General features: G+C 71.6%; 19 protein-coding genes. 14 read left to right on the forward strand and 5 right to left on the reverse strand.

The genetic code is table 11. The annotated features are described in order from the left end of the window. Window positions 1-2,553 (forward strand): DNA polymerase III subunit alpha (gene dnaE, locus ACZ56E_RS29825; RefSeq protein WP_471218854.1); only part of this gene is annotated, 2,553 nt, incomplete at its 5' end. A gap of 109 nt (window positions 2,554-2,662) precedes the next feature. Here the strand turns inward: dnaE and ACZ56E_RS29830 are convergent. Beyond that, window positions 2,663-2,842: a hypothetical protein gene (locus ACZ56E_RS29830; protein WP_468609862.1), complete on the reverse strand. Its 180-nt coding sequence runs from the start codon at window positions 2,840-2,842 to the stop codon at window positions 2,663-2,665. Window positions 2,843-3,135: 293 nt separating this feature from the next. Here ACZ56E_RS29830 and ACZ56E_RS29835 point away from each other — a divergent pair, with 293 nt between their 5' ends. The 4 genes from ACZ56E_RS29835 (at window position 3,136) to ACZ56E_RS29850 (ending at window position 7,055) form a co-directional block, all read left to right on the forward strand. Then, a complete protein-coding gene (locus tag ACZ56E_RS29835) occupies window positions 3,136-4,374 on the forward strand; it encodes an NYN domain-containing protein (RefSeq protein ID WP_471218856.1) in 1,239 nt (412 codons plus the stop codon). A 63-nt stretch (window positions 4,375-4,437) separates the two neighbouring features. Next, window positions 4,438-5,472 carry an ABC transporter ATP-binding protein gene (locus tag ACZ56E_RS29840; protein ID WP_471218858.1) on the forward strand — a complete coding sequence of 345 codons (1,035 nt, stop codon included), beginning with the start codon at window positions 4,438-4,440 and terminating at the stop codon, window positions 5,470-5,472. Window positions 5,473-5,542: 70 nt separating this feature from the next. Next, a complete protein-coding gene (locus tag ACZ56E_RS29845) occupies window positions 5,543-6,367 on the forward strand; it encodes an ABC transporter permease (protein WP_468609856.1) in 825 nt (274 codons plus the stop codon). A 34-nt stretch (window positions 6,368-6,401) separates the two neighbouring features. Continuing rightward, a complete protein-coding gene (locus ACZ56E_RS29850; RefSeq protein ID WP_471218860.1) occupies window positions 6,402-7,055 on the forward strand; it encodes a DUF2567 domain-containing protein in 654 nt (217 codons plus the stop codon). A 129-nt stretch (window positions 7,056-7,184) separates the two neighbouring features. On the opposite strand, the gene ybaK is transcribed toward ACZ56E_RS29850, so the two are convergent. From ybaK to ACZ56E_RS29870, 4 genes are all read right to left on the reverse strand, one after another. Further along, window positions 7,185-7,685, reverse strand: coding sequence for a Cys-tRNA(Pro) deacylase (ybaK, locus tag ACZ56E_RS29855; RefSeq protein WP_468609852.1), 501 nt, complete (start codon window positions 7,683-7,685; stop codon window positions 7,185-7,187). A 23-nt stretch (window positions 7,686-7,708) separates the two neighbouring features. Continuing rightward, window positions 7,709-8,455, reverse strand: a complete 747-nt coding sequence (locus tag ACZ56E_RS29860; protein WP_468609850.1) for an LON peptidase substrate-binding domain-containing protein — start codon at window positions 8,453-8,455, stop codon at window positions 7,709-7,711. Between the two features lie 2 nt (window positions 8,456-8,457). Further along, window positions 8,458-9,429, reverse strand: coding sequence for a hypothetical protein (locus tag ACZ56E_RS29865; protein ID WP_471219320.1), 972 nt, complete (start codon window positions 9,427-9,429; stop codon window positions 8,458-8,460). A 199-nt stretch (window positions 9,430-9,628) separates the two neighbouring features. Then, the gene (locus ACZ56E_RS29870) at window positions 9,629-11,143 is read right to left on the reverse strand and encodes an oxidoreductase (RefSeq protein ID WP_471219323.1); all 1,515 of its coding nucleotides are present in this window, start codon (window positions 11,141-11,143) and stop codon (window positions 9,629-9,631) included. A gap of 223 nt (window positions 11,144-11,366) precedes the next feature. Between ACZ56E_RS29870 and hisD the strand changes: the two genes are divergently transcribed. The 9 genes from hisD (at window position 11,367) to ACZ56E_RS29915 (ending at window position 17,829) form a co-directional block, all read left to right on the forward strand. Next, a complete protein-coding gene (gene hisD, locus ACZ56E_RS29875; RefSeq protein WP_471218862.1) occupies window positions 11,367-12,698 on the forward strand; it encodes a histidinol dehydrogenase in 1,332 nt (443 codons plus the stop codon). Further along, window positions 12,695-13,807 carry a histidinol-phosphate transaminase gene (locus ACZ56E_RS29880; RefSeq protein ID WP_471218864.1) on the forward strand — a complete coding sequence of 371 codons (1,113 nt, stop codon included), beginning with the start codon at window positions 12,695-12,697 and terminating at the stop codon, window positions 13,805-13,807. The genes hisD and ACZ56E_RS29880 overlap by 4 nt, the downstream gene beginning before the upstream one ends. Beyond that, the gene (hisB, locus tag ACZ56E_RS29885) at window positions 13,804-14,397 is read left to right on the forward strand and encodes an imidazoleglycerol-phosphate dehydratase HisB (RefSeq protein WP_362992372.1); all 594 of its coding nucleotides are present in this window, start codon (window positions 13,804-13,806) and stop codon (window positions 14,395-14,397) included. Before ACZ56E_RS29880 ends, hisB begins: the two co-directional genes overlap by 4 nt. 4 nt (window positions 14,398-14,401) lie before the next feature. Continuing rightward, window positions 14,402-14,566: a hypothetical protein gene (locus tag ACZ56E_RS29890; RefSeq protein ID WP_055563286.1), complete on the forward strand. Its 165-nt coding sequence runs from the start codon at window positions 14,402-14,404 to the stop codon at window positions 14,564-14,566. Between the two features lie 17 nt (window positions 14,567-14,583). Beyond that, window positions 14,584-15,225 carry an imidazole glycerol phosphate synthase subunit HisH gene (gene hisH / locus ACZ56E_RS29895; protein WP_468609843.1) on the forward strand — a complete coding sequence of 214 codons (642 nt, stop codon included), beginning with the start codon at window positions 14,584-14,586 and terminating at the stop codon, window positions 15,223-15,225. Then, window positions 15,222-15,947 (forward strand): bifunctional 1-(5-phosphoribosyl)-5-((5-phosphoribosylamino)methylideneamino)imidazole-4-carboxamide isomerase/phosphoribosylanthranilate isomerase PriA, encoded by a 726-nt coding sequence (gene priA / locus ACZ56E_RS29900; protein WP_468560795.1) that lies wholly within the window; start codon window positions 15,222-15,224, stop codon window positions 15,945-15,947. The genes hisH and priA overlap by 4 nt, the downstream gene beginning before the upstream one ends. Next, window positions 15,944-16,339 carry a Rid family hydrolase gene (locus tag ACZ56E_RS29905; RefSeq protein ID WP_468328256.1) on the forward strand — a complete coding sequence of 132 codons (396 nt, stop codon included), beginning with the start codon at window positions 15,944-15,946 and terminating at the stop codon, window positions 16,337-16,339. Before priA ends, ACZ56E_RS29905 begins: the two co-directional genes overlap by 4 nt. Further along, on the forward strand, window positions 16,336-17,091 hold the full coding sequence (hisF, locus tag ACZ56E_RS29910; RefSeq protein WP_468609839.1) for an imidazole glycerol phosphate synthase subunit HisF: 756 nt from the start codon (window positions 16,336-16,338) through the stop codon (window positions 17,089-17,091). The genes ACZ56E_RS29905 and hisF overlap by 4 nt, the downstream gene beginning before the upstream one ends. 156 nt (window positions 17,092-17,247) lie before the next feature. Next, window positions 17,248-17,829: an ArsR/SmtB family transcription factor gene (locus ACZ56E_RS29915; RefSeq protein WP_471218867.1), complete on the forward strand. Its 582-nt coding sequence runs from the start codon at window positions 17,248-17,250 to the stop codon at window positions 17,827-17,829. Window positions 17,830-17,832: the final 3 nt, after the last annotated feature.

Below are 17,832 nucleotides of genomic sequence, written 5' to 3' on the forward strand. Positions count from 1 at the left end.
GGCGGTGTCCCCGACGACCGGCAGAAGCAGGCCGAGTACGAGATGGACATCATCATCCAGATGGGGTTCCCCGGGTACTTCCTCGTGGTCGCCGAGTTCATCATGTGGGCCAAGAACAACGGCATCGCGGTCGGCCCCGGCCGAGGCTCCGCGGCAGGCTCGATCGTCGCGTACGCCATGGGCATCACCGACCTCGACCCGATCACGCACGGACTGATCTTCGAGCGGTTCCTCAACCCCGAGCGCGTCTCCATGCCCGATGTCGACATCGACTTCGACGAGCGTCGGCGCGTCGAGGTGATCCGGTACGTGACCGAGAAGTACGGCGCCGACAAGGTCGCCATGATCGGTACGTACGGCAAGATCAAGGCGAAGAACGCCATCAAGGACTCCGCGCGCGTGCTCGGATATCCGTACGCGATGGGCGACCGCCTCACCAAGGCGATGCCCGCCGACGTCCTCGGCAAGGGCATCGACCTCTCCGGCATCACCGACCCCAAGCACCCGCGCTACAGCGAGGCGGGCGAGATCCGGGGGATGTACGAGAATGAGCCGGACGTGAAGAAGGTCATCGACACCGCCAAGGGCGTCGAGGGCCTGGTCCGGCAGATGGGTGTGCACGCGGCCGGCGTGATCATGTCCAGCGAGCCGATCGTCGACCACGCCCCGCTCTGGACCCGGCACACCGACGGCGTGACCATCACGCAGTGGGACTACCCCCAGTGCGAGTCGCTCGGCCTGCTCAAGATGGACTTCCTGGGTCTGCGCAACCTCACCATCATGGACGACGCCGTCAAGATGGTGCGGGCCAACAAGGGCATCGACCTGGAGATGCTCTCCCTCCCGCTCGACGACCCGAAGACCTTCGAACTGCTCTGCCGCGGTGACACGCTCGGCGTCTTCCAGTTCGACGGCGGCCCGATGCGCTCGCTGCTCCGCCAGATGCAGCCCGACAACTTCGAGGACATTTCCGCCGTCTCGGCCCTGTACCGGCCGGGCCCGATGGGCATGAACTCGCACACGAACTACGCCGAGCGGAAGAACGGCCGCCAGGAGATCACGCCGATCCACCCGGAGCTCGAAGAGCCCCTGAAGGAGACGCTCGGCCTCACCTACGGCCTCATCGTGTACCAGGAGCAGGTGCAGAAGGCCGCCCAGATCGTCGCGGGCTACAGCCTCGGCGAAGCCGACATCCTGCGCCGCGTGATGGGCAAGAAGAAGCCCGAGGAGCTGGAGAAGAACTTCGTCCTCTTCCAGGCCGGCGCCCGGAAGAACGGCTACTCGGACGAGGCCATCCAGGCCCTGTGGGACGTCCTGGTCCCCTTCGCCGGCTACGCGTTCAACAAGGCGCACTCCTCCGCGTACGGCCTCGTCACCTACTGGACCGCCTACCTCAAGGCGAACTATCCGGCCGAGTACATGGCCGCGCTGCTCACCTCGGTGAAGGACGACAAGGACAAGTCGGCCGTCTACCTCAATGAGTGCCGCCGCATGGGCATCAAGGTCCTCCCGCCGAACGTGAACGAGTCCGTGCACAACTTCGCCGCCCAGGGCGACGACGTGATCCTCTTCGGCCTGGAGGCCGTCCGCAACGTCGGTACGAACGTGGTGGAGTCGATCATCCGCTCGCGCAAGGCGAAGGGGAAGTTCACCTCCTTCCCCGACTACCTCGACAAGGTCGAGGCCGCCGCCTGCAACAAGCGCACCACGGAATCGCTCATCAAGGCGGGCGCCTTCGACACCATGGGCCACACCCGCAAGGGCCTCACCGCGCAGTACGAACCGATGATCGACAACGTGGTCGCGGTCAAGCGGAAGGAGGCCGAGGGCCAGTTCGACCTCTTCGGAGGGATGGGCGACGAGTCCGGCGGCGACGAGCCCGGCTTCGGGCTCGACGTGGAGTTCTCCGAGGACGAGTGGGAGAAGACCTACCTCCTCGCCCAGGAGCGGGAGATGCTCGGTCTGTACGTCTCCGACCACCCGCTCTTCGGCCTGGAGCACGTGCTCTCCGACAAGGCGGACGCGGGCATCGGACAGCTCACCGGCGGTGACTTCTCCGACGGCTCCGTCGTCACCATCGGCGGCATCATCTCGGGCCTCCAGCGCAAGATGACCAAGCAGGGCAACGCCTGGGCCATCGCCACCGTCGAGGACCTCGCGGGCTCCATCGAGTGCATGTTCTTCCCGGCGACGTACCAGCTGGTGTCGACGCAACTCGTCGAGGACGCGGTGGTCTTCGTCAAGGGACGCCTCGACAAGCGCGAGGACGTGCCGCGGCTCGTCGCGATGGAGCTCCAGGTCCCCGACCTGTCGAACGCGGGGACCAACGCGCCCGTGATCATCACCATCCCGACCGTCAAGGTCAGCCCGCCCATGGTCCACCGGCTCGGCGAGGTCCTCAGCCACCACCGGGGCAACAGCGAGGTGCGGATCAAGCTCCAGGGGGCGCAGAAGACCACCGTGCTCCGGCTCGACCGGCACCGCGTCAAGCCGGACCCGGCGCTCTTCGGTGACCTGAAGGTGCTGCTCGGCCCGTCCTGCCTGGCGGGCTGACCCACCGCGCGACCGAGAGGCCGCCGGCCTGTGACCAAGGCCGCCGACCCACGACTGAGGGGCGCACCCGGGAGACCGGGTGCGCCCCTCATGTGTGCCTGGATGTGTGTCAGTTGTGGCCGAAGCGACGCTGGTGCTTACGGGCAACATCGGCAGGGCTGCCCTGAGCCTGCGACTGCATCGCCGACTGGGCATCGGTGGCGGCCGTCTTGGCCTGCTCCTGCGCCTGCTCGGCCTGCGAGGCGCGGTTCTGTTCGCCGCCCTGCTTGCGGTTCTTGTTCTTGGCCATGGTGATCTTCCTCCTGAAGGGGATCTGGGGGCCAGGACGCGATCAGATTCACATACCGCAACCAAGAGCGCATTTCGGAGAATTACCGTGCGTAATAAGGCCTGTGGACGGGCGATCCGCGGCTGCGCCACGCCGAAGATCGAGTTCCGGCCGTTAACCTCCGCCGGGTCGGGCAGACTCGAAGGGAACCCGACGCGGACCCGCACCCCTGATTCGTTGTCCTTACAGGGTGTCTTCGTGGGACTTCGAGGGAACGTCCAGAGACCTCCGGGCAGGGAAAGAGGGTGGACCGCGTGGATCGCTGCATCGTCCTGGTGGACGCCGGGTATCTGCTGGGTGCCGCCGCGAGTCTCCTCGCCGGCGAGCCCTCCAGGTCCCGGATCACCGTCGATCACACCGCCCTGATCCAGGGCCTGCGCGAGCGCGCGGAGGCGGACACCGAGCGCCCCCTGCTGCGCATCTACTGGTTCGACGGTGCCCCCGACCGGGTCCCGCAGCCCGAGCACCGGCGGCTGCGCGTCATGCCCCGTGTGACGGTCCGGCTCGGCGCCCTGACCCGCAGCGACGGACGGTGGGCCCAGAAGGGCGTCGACGCCGCGATGCACGCCGAGCTGACGGAGCTGGCCCGCAACCGCGCCTGCTCCGACGTCGTGCTCGTCACCGGCGACGGCGACCTGCTGCCCGGCATGATGGCCGCCAAGGAGCACGGCGTCGCCGTCCACCTGTGGGCCGTCCAGGCCGCCGACGGCGACTACAACCAGTCCGAGGACCTGGTCGCCGAGGCCGACGAGCGGCGCGTGCTCGACCGGACCTGGATCACCAAGGCCGTCCGCCCCAAGGAGCTCACCGGCATCTGCGCGCCGCCGCCCGCGCCGCGCCCCGAGATCGCCGCGATCCTCTCGGCGCCCCTCCCGGAGTCCGCGCTCGCCGCCGCCGCGCAGCGCGCCGAGGAGGAGGCCCCCGCCCGGCACGCCGAGCCCGCCGCGAACGGCCGGCAGACCGACGAGCACCGCGTCCCCCCGGGCAAGGGCGTCCCCACCCCCAAGGACCTCGCCGCCCTGCGCGGCCCCGGCACCCAGCCCGCCCAGCACCCCACGAACGCGACGCTGCGCTGGTCCTCCGACAAGGGCTGGATCGAGCGGCCCGGCGGCGCGGCCGAGAGCACCGAGGCCGCCGCCCTGCCCACCCTCGCCCAGCTGACCACGGCCGAGCAGCGCTGGGCCGACCGCGAGGAGGACATCACCACCGTCGGCGGCGACCCCTACGAGGTCGGGCAGGTGTTCGCCCGACGCTGGATGGCGCGCCTCCCCGAACAGCACAACCTGCAGAAACTCTCGACGATGTACCCGCGCATCCCGCACCGCATCGACGGCGAGCTGCTCCGCTACGCCGCGCGGTTCGGCCTCCTCGCCCACAAGGACGACCAGATCGACGAGCACGACCGGTACGCGATCCGGGCGGGCTTCTGGCGCGAGGTCGACGTGCGGACGGCCGCCGAGCACGCGCCCGCGGGGGACCGCGCCGGTGACTGACACGGGCCGTACGGACCGCCCCGGGCGTCGCCCGCGCCCGCGGACCCCGTAGGCTCGTCCTTCGTGAGTACGCGCCCGGCACCGGCAGTCCGACAGGGACTCCGTCAGGAACACGGCAACGACGCCGTCTGCGCGGTGCGCGACCTGGTGAAGACCTATCCCGCCGCCCGCGCCCGACGCGGCAGGCCCGCGACCCCCGAGGTCCGCGCCACCGACGGCATCGGTCTGACGGTCGGCCGCGGCGAGATCTTCGGTCTGCTCGGCCCCAACGGCGCCGGCAAGTCCACCCTCGTACGCCAGCTGACCGGCCTGATGCGGCCCGACAGCGGGAGCGTCGACATCCTCGGCCACGACATCGTGCGCCACCCCGAGCGGGCCGCGCGCCTTCTCGCGTACCTGGGCCAGGAGTCCACCGCCCTCGACGAGCTGACCGTGTCGCTCGCCGTCGAGACGACCGGGCGGCTGCGCGGGCTCGACGTGCCGCGGGCCCGGGCCGAGCGGGACGCCGTCCTGGCGGAGCTCGGACTCACCGCGCTGGCCTCGCGGCCGCTGAAGAAGCTCTCCGGCGGGCAGCGCAGGCTCGCCTGCTTCGCCACCGCGCTGGTGGGGGAGCGGCCGTTGCTCGTCCTCGACGAGCCGACCACCGGCATGGACCCCGTCGCGCGGCGCGCGGTCTGGGCGGCGATCGACTCGCGGCGCGCCGAGCACGGGACGACGGTCGTGCTGGTCACCCACAACGTGATCGAGGCCGAGACGGTCCTCGACCGGGTCGCCGTCCTCGACCAGGGCAAGGTCATCGCCTGCGACAGCCCGGCCGGGCTGAAGGAGAAGGTCGCCGACGAGGTCAGGGTGGAGCTGGTGTGGCGGGAGCGGGCACCGCTCGGCGTCCCCGAAGTGGCCGCGCTGCGCTCCCTCGCCGTCGAGTCGGGGCGGCGCTGGACCCTGCGCCTCGCGCCCGACGCGGCGCGGGCCGCCGTCGCCGCGGTGACCGGCGGCGCCGCGTTCGCCGCGCTCGACGACTTCACGCTGGCCACGCCGAGCCTGGAGGACGTCTATCTCGCCCTGGGCGGGAGCGGACAGGGGTTGGTCAAGGCGTGACTCTTTCCGCGACCCGGTGCGGCCGTCCCCGCGCCGCCGCTTGTAGGAACGAAGACGGAGGGGTTGTCCGGTGAGTGCGGTTCCCTTGGAAGCCGCCGTGCGGGCCGACGGCGGCCGTGCGGAGCGGGAGGCCGGAGGCCCCGCGCCCCTCGGACCGCCGGCGCGGCTTTTCCCCGCGCTCTCGGCCGTCTACCGGGCCCAGCTGTCCCGGGCCAGGGTCGCCCGGATACCGCTGCTGTTCGTGGCGACCTTCCAGTCCGTCGGCATCATGATCCTGATGCGCGGGGTCGTCGACGGGGGCGGTGAGGCGCGGGCCGTCGTCGCCGGTTCGTCCGTGCTCGTCGTCGCGTTCGTCGCGCTCAACCTGCTCGCGCAGTACTTCGGGCAGCTCCGCTCCGACGGAGGGCTCGACCACTACGCGACGCTGCCCGTGCCACCCGCCGCCGTGGTCCTCGGGGCCGCCGCCGCGTACGCCTCCTTCACGGTCCCCGGCACCTTCGTCACGGCGCTCGTCGGGTGCGGGCTCTTCGGGCTGCCGTTCACCCACCTGTGGGTGCTCCTCGCGGTGATCCCGCTGGCCGGCGCCGCGCTCGCCGGGCTCGGCGCGGCCCTCGGGCTGCTCGCGCCACGGCCCGAACTGGCCACGCTCCTCGGCCAGATGGGCATGTCGGCGGCGCTGCTGCTCGGCGTGCTCCCGGCCGACCGGATGCCGACCCTGCTCCAGTACGCGCGTGACCTGCTGCCCTCGACGTACGGCGTGGAGGCCTTCGCCCGGACGTTCGGGCCGGATCCGGACTGGGCCGTCGTCGCCCTGGACCTGGCGGTCTGCGCGGGCGTCGGCGTGGTCTCCCTGGCCGTGGCCACGTGGGCTTTCCGCCGGGCGGCCGTCCGGTGACGCGCCGCACAGGGAGTGCTGGCACGATGTGGGGGTGACCGCACCGCATACACCCTCCCAACCGCCGCACGACCGCACCCCGCACGAGTCCTGGCAGTCAGCCGCGCAGCCGTCGGGAGCGACGTCTCCGCACGGATACGAGGACGAGGACGGTCCTGGTATGAAGACCGAAGTGCGGCAGGCCGCAGTGATCACGGTCGCGGTGGCCGTCGGCGGTGTCCTGCTCGGCCTCCTGTGGATGTGGCTCGCGCCGCGGGTGCCGCTCGTCTCGGACGGCGAGGCGGTGTACCTCAAGGACACCGAGGGCGAGCAGGCGATGGGCGTAGACGGAACGTTTACGCTGCTCTCGCTCGGGTTCGGCCTCGTCAGCGGTGCCGTCGTCTTCCTGTTGCGCAGGCGCGGCGGAATCCCGCTGGTCGTGGGGCTCGGCCTCGGCAGCCTGCTCGGCGCGCTGCTCGCCTGGCGGCTCGGCGTCTGGCTCGGCCCCGAGACGGACGTCGTGGCGCACGCCAAGTCCGTCGGCAAGGGCGTCGTCTTCGACGCGCCGCTCGAACTCAAGGCCAAGGGCACGCTCCTCGCCTGGCCGGTGGCCGCGCTCGCCGTGCACCTCGGCCTGACCGGCCTCTTCGGACCGCGGGACCCCGAGCCGTACCCGGAGGCGTACCCGGACCCGTACCCCGCTCCCTAGGCGGGGCGCTTCCCGTGGTTGGCCTTGCGCTTCTTCGCCCGCCACTTCCGCATGCGCGTCTTCTTCGACATGCCCTCGGTACTAGTCCCGCCCGGGACATGTGTCGAGGGCGCTTTCACGTCGTCCCTCTCAGGCCCGGCCGATGGGCGCGAGGACCGCGCCGGTGAGCTCCGCCAGGTCGCCCGGCGCTAGCTCCACCTCCAGGCCGCGGCGGCCCGCCGAGACGCAGACGGTGGCGTGCGCCGACGCCGAGTCGTCCAGGACCGTGCGCAGCTTCTTGCGCTGGCCGAGCGGGGAGATGCCGCCCCGAACATAGCCCGTGGTGCGCTCGGCGGCGGCCGGGTCGGCCATCACGGCACGCTTGCCGGAGACCGCGGCGGCCAGCGCCTTCAGGTCGAGGGAGCCCGCGACGGGCACGACGGCCACGGTGAGCTCCCCGTCGACCTCGGCGACCAGCGTCTTGAAGACCCGGTCGGGGGAGACGCCCATGGCCTCGGCGGCCTCTTCGCCGTACGAGGGGTGGGACGGGTCGTGGTCGTAGGCGTGGACGGTGAACTCCGTGCCCGCCGCGGTGAGGGCCACCGTCGCGGGGGTCCCCGCCGACTGCTGCTTCTTCTGCTTCTTCGCCAACGTGCTCGTGCCCTTTCCCGGGCTCAGTTGAGGCTGGTCGTCCCGCGTGTCAGGTCCGTCGCGGGCAGCGACGGCAGATTACGGATGATCGCGGTCTCGGAGCGCAGCGTCTTCAGCTCGTCCCGCAGCCGCGACGCGGTGTCCGGCGCCTCCAGGAGCCGCTGCTTGGTCGCGGTGTCCAGGACGGCCGCCGCGGCGACGAGGTACGACACGACGGACGGGTCGTCGGGCAGTTCGGCTCCCGTGGACAGGGAGCCCTCCCGCGCCCCGGCCAGCCGCTTCTGGTAGGAGCGGAAGGCCCGCAGGACGCCCTCGGCCAGGGCGCCCGCGCCGTCGCCCGGCTCCTCGGGCAGCTCCTCGACCTCGGCGGTGAGGAAGGCTCCCGAGGCGTCGACGGAGTGGACCCGCACGCGGGTCGTGCCGGTGGCGAGGACCTCGAAGCCGCCGTCGTCGCGCTCCCTGATCGTCGCCGCGCTCGCCACGCAGCCCACGGCGTGGAAGGCCTTGAGCGGGTCGCCGCCGAAGCCCGCTGCGGGGCCGTGCTCGGGCAGTGCCGTGGGGTCGGGGAGGCCGGGCGCGCTCGGCGCCACCTCCAGGCCGTCGCGGATCGCGACGACGGCGAACAGACGCTGCTCCTCCTCGGGGGTCTTGAGCAGTTCGCGCATCATGGCGCGATATCGCTCCTCGAAGACGTTCAGCGGCACGACGAGGCCGGGGAACAGCACCGAGTTGAGCGGAAAGAGCGGAAGCCGGGTGGTCACGACCGGCAAGCCTAATGCTCGCCGGAGCGGTCGCGTTCGCGCGGAGTGCGCAGCGGCGTCATCGACGCCACTTCGATGCGTACGCCGTCCCGCAGCTCCAGGAACTGGCCGAGCGGATCGTCGGCCATCCGGTCCCAGGGGAACGACGTCGCGTACGGCCCGATCAGGCGCAGCTGCTCCAGCGCGTCGTCCCAGCGCTCCAGGCGGACCAGGACGTACGTGAGGAGGTTGCGGACCTCGGCGGGCCACGGGTCCCCGGCCTCGTACTCGTACGAGAGGGCGATCGCGAGGTCGGCGGCCGCGTCCAGGCGCTCGCGCGGCAGGTTCCCCGAGGGGCTGGTCAGATAGGCGAAGGCGGCCCGCGCGGGGAGGACCTGTATCAGCGAGCCGGGCAGCGCGTCGGCCGCGGCCCGCTCGGCGAAGTCGAAGCACTCGCGGTGCGAGCCGTACCAGGCGGCGGACAGGTACTGCAGGGCCGAGGCGTGGCAGCCGTAGTGGTACGAGGAGCGGCGCACCGCCTCCTCCCACAGCCGCTCGAAGACGGTGTGCGGGGCGTGCGTGCCGCGGGCGTGGTCGAGGGCGATCCGCCAGGGCACCGGGTCGCGCGGGTCGGCCTCGGCGGCGGCGGTGAGCAGCGGGCCCGACTCGCGCAGGAGCTCGGCGCGGGCCGGTGACTCCCAGCCGCGGACGACGGCGAGCTCGGCCTTGACGAGCAGGGCGTCCGGGTCGTGCGGGGACGCGCCGAGCCAGTCGTCGAACCACTCGGGGCGGGAGCGGGCGAAGGCGGCGAGGCGCGTGGTGTAGCGGTCGCGGTTCTCCCACTCGGCGGCCTCGCGGGTGGTGGCGAGGACCTTCGCGGCCGGGCCGTAGTCTCCGCGTCCCGCGGCGACCAGGGCGGGGGCGAGCCGCTCGTCGGGCACGTCGAGGAGCACCTCGTCGTCCGGCGGCAGCCCGGCGGCGAGCCGCGGGGTGTGCCGGAGCATGCGGGCGGTACGGATGAAGGCACGCAGCACCCGTGCCCTCCTTTGCGCCTGAACCGGCGCCGCTCGCGCGGGCTCGCCGGTCACCGTCGTGGTTGCTCTTTTGTTGGTCGCAGGGATGACGGACGGGGGAGGGCGATGGTTGCCCGGCGGCGCATAACGGTTCAGCCGCCGGATGTCCGCCGCGCAGGGGCACCGGATCTCAGTTGCGGCGCAGCAGCCGGGTGGCGCCCGCCGCGACCGTGGTGGCGAGGACCCAGCCGAGCAGGATCAGCGCGGTCGAGAACCACTGCCAGCCGCCGCGCAGCTGCCAGTAGGTGTCCTGGCCGAGGTTGATGACGGGCAGCAGCAGGTCGAGGGCGAAGAGCGCGGGGTTCCACTGCGGGTGCTCGCCGGGCTTGATCGCCGGATGGTCGGCGCGCGAGAACGCCACGGCGCTGACCGCCCACAGCACGGCCATCCAGACCGCGGCCCGGCCCGGCCGGTAGCCGTAGGCGACGGTCCAGTCCTGCGCGTACCCCCAGAGCTTCGCGGCCAGGGGCAGGGTCTCGCGGCGCCGCCGCTGCTTGGCGAGGAGGACCTCACGGGCGTCGGCGTCCTCGCCGCCGTTGCGCAGGACGGCGGCGAGCTTCTCGTACGGCTCGGGGTTGTACTCGGCCGTCGCGGCGAGCACCCAGTCGAGGCGCCGGGAGAGCGGGAAGCTGCCCTGCGGCACGAGGTTCTCGTACGTGAACCCGCCCATCTGGAGGCCGCCCGGCCCCGGCCAGCTGGTCGCCCTGTCGATGAGGTTGACGACCTTGGCGCCGGACAGCACGACCTTGCCGCGCCGCGGCGCCTCGCCGAGGAAGCGGAGCTCGGGCGTCTGGACGCGGCGCAGCGAGATCTCCTGGTCCTGCCGGAGCGTGAAGCGGGCGTGCGCGAAGTCGATGGCGTCGCCGAAGCGGCCGTCGTCGAGACGGATGCCGCCCACGCACTCGAAGTGCTGCACGCGGGTGCCGCGGGCCGGTGTCGTGCCGCTGGTCTGCGGCGGATTGCCGACGGCCGCCGGGGTCAGGTACAGGGTGCGCTCGACGGTCATCTGCGGGGCGTTCAGGGCCTGCCTGCCGTACTGGTTGATCAGTCTGCTGCCGCGCAGGCTGAGCGAGACGCCGACCTTCGCGCCGCGCAGGCTGAGCTGGCCGTGCGACTCCATCATCTCGGCCTGGAGGTCCTGTCCGACGGTGAGGCCGTCGCCGGTGATGGACTGGCCGCGCCGGTCGCGGTAGACCACCGCCTGGTTGAGCAGCAGGTCGGTGCCGATGTGCGCGTCGGTGAGGCGGATGCCGTTGTGCACCCGGCAGCGCGGCAGGTGCAGATCGCCCTCGGTGTGCAGCCTGGCGGCCTCGATGCGGGGCACGGAGCAGTCGACGAGCCGCAGTGTCGCGAAGCGGGACTCGGGGAGCAGGACCTCCTTCTCGAAGCGGCAGTGCTTCATCTCCGTGTACGGGACGACCGTGCCGCCCGCGAGGTCGAGCGGATCGGTGATCTGCACGCCCGCTAGCTTCAGCGACGATACCCGGCCCGCGAGCGCCGGCGGTCCGTCGAGCAGCAGCCAGCACACGATGCGCGCCCGCACGCTGCGCTCGGGGCCCCAGGGGTGCCCGCCGTGCGGGTCGTCGGCGGCCGGATCACCCGATCGGAGGTCGTAGACGCTGCCGTTCCGGAAGGCTTGCCACATGCCGATCTCCGCGGCGGTCAGGCCGTCCGGCGGGTCGCCGGTACCGGCGTCGTCGACCACTGCTTCCGTCCTCCGTCCTGCGGTGCGCGGCTCCCTCGTACACCCGTTTCATGCCCGCTCTGTGACCGGCTGAACGCCAGGGGTGAACACGGTCTTCCGTGGCTCATATCAGTCAGTGATACGGGCGACCGACGTCGAAAGAAGGTCTGAGAGAATTGGCCATGTGATCTCTCGAATCGATCTGCGCGGCGATGCCCTCACGGACTTTCCGTCGGGGGCCGCCCTGCGCGCCCTGCTGCCCCGTGCCGACTTCGACGTCGCGGCCGCCCTGGAGAAGGTGCGGCCCATCTGCGAGGACGTGCATCATCGTGGCGACGCGGCGCTGATCGAGTACGCGGAGAAGTTCGACGGGGTGCGCCTGGACCAGGTCCGCGTCCCCGCGGCCGCGCTCACCGAGGCCCTGGCCGGCCTCGACCCGGCCGTGCGCGAGGCCCTGGAGGAGTCCATCCGCCGCGCCCGCGCCGTCCACCGCGAGCAGCGCCGCGCCCCGCACACCGTCCAGGTCGTGCCCGGCGGCAAGGTCACCGAGAAGTGGGTGCCCGTCGAGCGCGTCGGGCTCTACGCCCCGGGCGGCCGGTCCGTCTATCCGTCCTCCGTGATCATGAACGCCGTGCCGGCGCAGGAGGCGGGCGTCGAGTCCATGGCGCTCGCGTCCCCGCCGCAGGCCGACTTCGGCGGGCTCCCGCACCCGACGATCCTCGCCGCCTGCGCCCTCCTCGGCATCGATGAGGTGTACGCGGTCGGCGGTGCCCAGGCCGTCGCCATGTTCGCGTACGGCACCGAGACCTGCGCCGCCGCCAACATGGTCACCGGCCCCGGCAACATCTGGGTCGCCGCAGCCAAGCGCTACTTCACCGGCCGCATCGGCATCGACACCGAGGCGGGCCCGACCGAGATCGCGGTCCTCGCCGACGACACCGCCGACCCGGCGCACGTCGCGTCCGACCTGATCAGCCAGGCCGAGCACGACCCGCTCGCGGCCGCCGTCCTCGTCACCGACTCGGTGGCGCTCGCGGACGCGGTCGAGAAGGAGCTGGCGCCGCAGGTCGCCGCCACCAAGCACGTCGAGGACCGGATCGTGCCCGCGCTGAGCGGCCGCCAGTCCGCGATCGTCCTGGTCGACGGCCTGGAGGAGGGCCTGCGGGTCGTCGACGCGTACGGCGCCGAGCACCTGGAGATCCAGACCGCCGACGCCACCGCCGTCGCGGGCCGCGTCAAGAACGCGGGCGCGATCTTCGTCGGCCCCTGGGCGCCCGTCTCCCTCGGCGACTACTGCGCGGGCTCCAACCACGTCCTGCCCACCGGCGGCTGCGCCTGCCACTCCTCGGGCCTGTCCGTCCAGTCGTTCCTGCGCGGCATCCACATCGTGGACTACACCCGCGACGCCCTCGCCGACGTCGCGCACCACGTGGTGACGCTCGCCGAGGCGGAGGACCTGCCCGCGCACGGCGCGGCGATCAAGGCGAGGTTCGGATGGAAGGTGCCGGGCCAGTGAGCGACGTACGCATCGACGACCTCCCCGTCCGCGCCGAGCTGCGCGGCAAGTCGCCCTACGGGGCACCCCAGCTGGACGTCCCCGTGCGGCTGAACACGAACGAGAACCCGTACCCGCTCCCCGAGCCGCTCGTCGAGCGCATCGCCGAGCGGGTGCGCGAGGCCGCCCGCGACCTCAACCGCTACCCCGACAGGGACGCGGTCGAGCTGCGCACCGAGCTGGCGCGCTACCTCACCCGCACCGGCGGGCACGAGGTCACCCTCGCCAACGTCTGGGCGGCCAACGGCTCGAACGAAGTCATCCAGCAGCTCCTGCAGACCTTCGGCGGCCCCGGCCGCACGGCCATCGGCTTCGAGCCCTCGTACTCGATGCACGGCCTCATCGCCCGCGGCACCGGCACCGGCTGGATCTCCGGCCCGCGCCACGACGACTTCACCATCGACGTCGAGGCGGCCACGAAGGCCATCGCCGAGCACCAGCCGGACGTCGTCTTCATCACGACGCCCAACAACCCCACGGGCAACGCCGTCTCGGCCGAGGCGGTCCTCGCCCTGTACGAAGCCGCCCAGGCCGCGAAGCCGTCCATGGTGGTGATCGACGAGGCGTACGTCGAGTTCAGCCACGGCGACTCGCTGCTCCCGCTGATCGAGGGGCGCCCGCACCTCGTCGTCTCCCGCACCATGTCGAAGGCGTTCGGCGCCGCCGGGCTGCGCCTCGGCTATCTCGCCGCCGCCCCGGCGGTCGTCGACGCCGTGCAGCTCGTACGCCTGCCGTATCACCTGTCGGCCGTCACACAGGCCACCGCGCTGGCCGCCCTGGAGCACACGGACACCCTCCTCGGGTACGTCGATCAGCTCAAGGCCGAGCGGGACCGCCTGGTCACCGAGCTGCGCGCGACGGGGTACGAGGTGACCGACTCCGACGCCAACTTCGTGCAGTTCGGGCGGTTCCCGGATGCTCATGAGGTGTGGCGGAAGATCCTCGACCGGGGCGTCCTGGTCCGTGACAACGGAGTGCCCGGCTGGCTCCGGGTGTCCACCGGAACCCCCGCCGAAAACGACGCGTTCCTCGATGCGGTACGCGAACTCAAGAAGGAGCAGGACGCATGAGCCGCGTAGGACGGGTCCAACGCACCACCAAGGAGACGTCGGTCCTCGTCGAGATCGATCTCGACGGCACCGGCAAGGTCGACGTGTCGACCGGAGTCGGTTTCTACGACCACATGCTCGACCAGCTCGGCCGCCACGGCCTCTTCGACCTCACGGTCAAGACCGAGGGCGACCTGCACATCGACTCGCACCACACCATCGAGGACACCGCGCTCGCGCTGGGCGCCGCCTTCAAGCAGGCGCTCGGCGACAAGGTCGGCATCTACCGCTTCGGCAACTGCACCGTCCCGCTGGACGAGTCGCTCGCCCAGGTGACGGTCGACCTCTCCGGCCGTCCGTACCTCGTGCACACCGAGCCCGAGAAGATGGCGCCGATGATCGGCGAGTACGACACGACGATGACCCGGCACATCCTGGAGTCCTTCGTCGCGCAGGCCCAGATCGCGCTGCACGTCCACGTGCCGTACGGCCGCAACGCCCACCACATCGTGGAGTGCCAGTTCAAGGCGCTGGCCCGCGCGCTGCGCTACGCCTCCGAGCGCGACCCGCGCGCGGCCGGCATCCTTCCGTCCACGAAGGGCGCGCTGTAAACCCATGACCGGTCTGAACACCATCCTCATCGTCGTCGGGCTCTTCCTGATCGGCGGCATCATCTCCTTCGTCAAGCAGGGCATGCCGAAGAGCCTGATCACGCTCCTCTCCATCGGTGCCGCGATGTGCCTGGCCGCGGGCATCCTGCGGCTCGACTACTGGAACTGACGGGAGGAGTACGCGACATGAGCTCTCCCAAGAAGGTCGTCGTCTTCGACTACGGCTTCGGCAACGTCCGCTCCGCCGAGCGTGCCCTCGCGCGCGCGGGCGCCGACGTCGAGATCACCCGTGACTACGACAGGGCCATGAACGCCGACGGCCTGCTGGTGCCCGGTGTCGGCGCCTTCGCCGCCTGCATGCAGGGCCTGAAGGAGGCGCGCGGCGACTGGATCGTCGGGCGCCGGCTCTCCGGCGGCCGTCCTGTCATGGGCATCTGCGTCGGCATGCAGATCCTCTTCGCGCGCGGCATCGAGCACGGCGTGGAGACCGAGGGCCTGGACGAGTGGCCGGGCACGGTCGCGCCGCTGAAGGCCGAGATCGTCCCGCACATGGGCTGGAACACCGTCCAGGCCTCCGCGGGATCCCCGCTCTTCAAGGGCCTGGACGACGACGCCCGCTTCTACTTCGTGCACTCCTACGCCGTGCACGACTGGACCCTGGAAGTCGCGAACCCGGCGATGCGCGCCCCGTACGTGCACTGGTCCACCCACGGCGAGCCCTTCGTGGCGGCCGTCGAGAACGGCGCGCTGAGCGCCACCCAGTTCCACCCCGAGAAGTCCGGCGACGCCGGCGCCCAGCTCCTCACCAACTGGATCGGAACCCTGTGAGCACCCTCGAACTCCTTCCCGCCGTCGACGTCCGCGACGGCCAGGCCGTACGCCTCGTCCACGGCGAGTCCGGCTCGGAGACCTCCTACGGCTCCCCGCTGGAGGCCGCCCTCGCCTGGCAGCGGTCGGGCGCCGAGTGGCTGCACCTGGTCGACCTGGACGCCGCCTTCGGCACCGGCGACAACCGCGAGCTGATCTCCGAGGTCGCGGGCGCCATGGACATCAAGGTCGAGCTGTCCGGCGGCATCCGCGACGACGCCTCGCTGGCCGCCGCCCTCGCCACCGGCTGCACCCGCGTCAACCTCGGCACCGCCGCCCTGGAGACCCCCGAGTGGGTCGCCAAGGTCATCGCCGAGCACGGCGACAAGATCGCGGTCGGCCTCGACGTACGTGGTACGACGCTGCGCGGCCGCGGCTGGACCCGCGACGGCGGCGACCTCTACGAAACCCTGGAGCGCCTGAACGGCGAGGGCTGCGCGCGCTATGTGGTGACCGACATCGCCAAGGACGGCACGCTGCAGGGCCCGAACCTGGAGCTCCTGAAGAACGTGTGCGCGGCGACGGACCGCCCCGTGGTCGCCTCCGGCGGTGTGAGCAGCCTGGACGACCTGCGCGCGATCTCCGAGCTCGTCCCGCTCGGCGTCGAGGGCGCGATCGTCGGCAAGGCGCTGTACGCGAAGGCGTTCACGCTGGAGGAAGCGCTGGAGGCCGTGTCCCGATGAGTGGCGTACGACGAGTGCAGAGCGGCAGCCCCTGGGAGGAGGCCTTCGGCTTCGCCAGGGCCGTCGAGGCGGGCGACCGGGTGGTGGTCGGCGGCACCACGTCCTTCAAGGGCGACATCCTGTACGGCGAGGGCGATCCCTACGAGCAGACGCGGGTGGCCATCGCCAACGCGCTGGCGGCGATCGCCGAGTTCGGGCTCGGCCCCGAGTCCGTGACCGCCGTGCGGCTCCTCATCACCCACGCGCGGGACGTCGACGCGGTGGGCCGTGCGCACAAGGAGGTCTTCGACTCCGTGCGCCCGGTGATGACCATGGTGGTCGTCTCCGGCTTCGTCGACTCGCGCATCCTGGTCGAAGTGGAGCTGGAAGCCTACCGAGGAGCGTCCGCATGACCCTCGCGGTACGCGTGATCCCCTGCCTCGACGTGGACAACGGCCGCGTCGTCAAGGGCGTCAACTTCCAGAACCTGCGCGACGCGGGCGACCCCGTCGAGATGGCCAAGGTGTACGACGCCGAGGGCGCCGACGAGCTGACCTTCCTGGACATCACCGCGTCGTCCGGCAACCGCGAGACCACGTACGACGTGGTCCGCCGCACCGCCGAGCAGGTCTTCATCCCGCTCACGGTGGGCGGCGGCGTGCGCACCGCCGAGGACGTGGACAGGCTGCTGCGCGCGGGCGCGGACAAGGTCGGCGTCAACACGGCGGCGATCGCACGCCCCGACCTGATCCGCGAGATCGCGGAGCGGTTCGGACGCCAGGTGCTCGTCCTGTCGGTCGACGCGCGCAGGACGGCGTCGGGCGGCTTCGAGGTCACCACCCACGGCGGCCGCGAGTCCGCCGGCATCGACGCCGTCGAGTGGGCGCACCGGGCCGCCGAGCTCGGCGCGGGCGAGATCCTGCTCAACTCGATGGACGCCGACGGCACGAAGGACGGCTACGACATCGAGATGATCTCGGCGGTCCGCAAGCACGTCACCGTGCCGGTGATCGCCTCCGGCGGCGCGGGCCGCCTGGAGCACTTCCCGCCGGCCATCGAGGCGGGCGCTGACGCGGTGCTCGCGGCTTCGGTCTTCCACTTCGGGGATCTGCGGATCGGCGAGGTCAAGGAGACGCTGCGGGGGGCGGGGCACCCCGTCCGCTAGGCAACCGCTTCCTGCCCACGGGCAAGCTCTCTGCCTGATGGGCAAGCTCTCTGCCGCCACGGCCTCGTGCCGTGGCGGCATTGTCTTGGCGAGATGCGAAAGATCTGTTGCGCAATACTTATTGTGCAACCTTTCTTTCGTATCTAGGGTGAGCGCATGGAGAACCGTCGCCGGATCACGGACCTCGGCACCCTCAAGGCCTTCGGGCACCCCCTGCGGATGAAGCTGTACGGCACGCTGCGCGTGGGCGGCCCCGCGACCGCCTCGCACCTCGCCGCGCAGGTCGACGAGGCCGTCTCGCTGGTCAGCTACCACCTGCGCAAGCTCGCCGAGCACGGCCTCATCGAGGAGGCCGAGACGCAGAGCGAGGACGCCCGGGAGCGCTGGTGGCAGGCCGCGCAGGACACCCTGAGCTTCCGCCACGAGGACTTCAAGGACACGCCGGAAGGAGCGGCCACCCACGCGGCCGTCCTCCGCGGCCTCATCGCCCACCGCAGGGAGCAGTACGAGACCTACCTGGACCAGCAGGCGGCCTGGGGCGCCGAGTGGCGCACGGCGGCGGACCAGTCCGACTTCCTCGCCCGGCTGAACCCCGCCGAACTGAAGGCCATGAACGAAGAGATCCACGCACTCGTCAGGACGTACGAGGAGCGCGGCAGGGCCGCCGAGGCGGCCGGCGACACCGAGAACCGCGAGAACGTCGCCGTCCACCTGGCCAGCTTCCCCTTCCGGCTCTGAGAG

This window comes from Streptomyces sp. NPDC039480 (assembly GCF_055597165.1).